Here is a 278-nt window from a genome sequence, read left to right as displayed (position 1 = left end):
CGGCACGTCGAGGTGCAGATTATCGCCGACAGCGTGGGCACTGTCCTCCACGTCGGTGACCGCGACTGCTCGGTCCAGCGACGTCATCAGAAGTTGCTCGAGGAGGCGCCCGCTCCCGGCCTGCCCGCACATGTCCAGGACGGCGTGCGCAACGCCGCTGTGCAGTTGTGCAAAGCAGCCGGCTACCGCAGCGCCGGGACCGTCGAGTTCCTCGTCTCCGGCGAGCAGCTGTGGTTCAGCGAATTCAACACCCGGCTCGACCTCGGTCACGCCGTCAC

At 67.3% G+C, this 278-nt stretch carries 1 protein-coding gene (cut by a window edge); it reads left to right on the top strand.

Going from position 1 to position 278, the window contains the following annotated elements; all coding sequences use genetic code 11:
- The coding region annotated (locus GEV06_29210; GenBank protein ID MPZ21916.1) for an acetyl-CoA carboxylase biotin carboxylase subunit crosses the window boundary (this coding region is incomplete at both ends): on the top strand, positions 1-278 show 278 of its 555 nt. Its footprint extends 277 nt past the window's final position.

The organism is Luteitalea sp. (genome assembly GCA_009377605.1).
In the GTDB taxonomy this organism is placed as follows: Bacteria; Acidobacteriota; Vicinamibacteria; order Vicinamibacterales; family Vicinamibacteraceae; genus WHTT01.
This window is presented reverse-complemented; position numbering and strand designations above follow the sequence as displayed.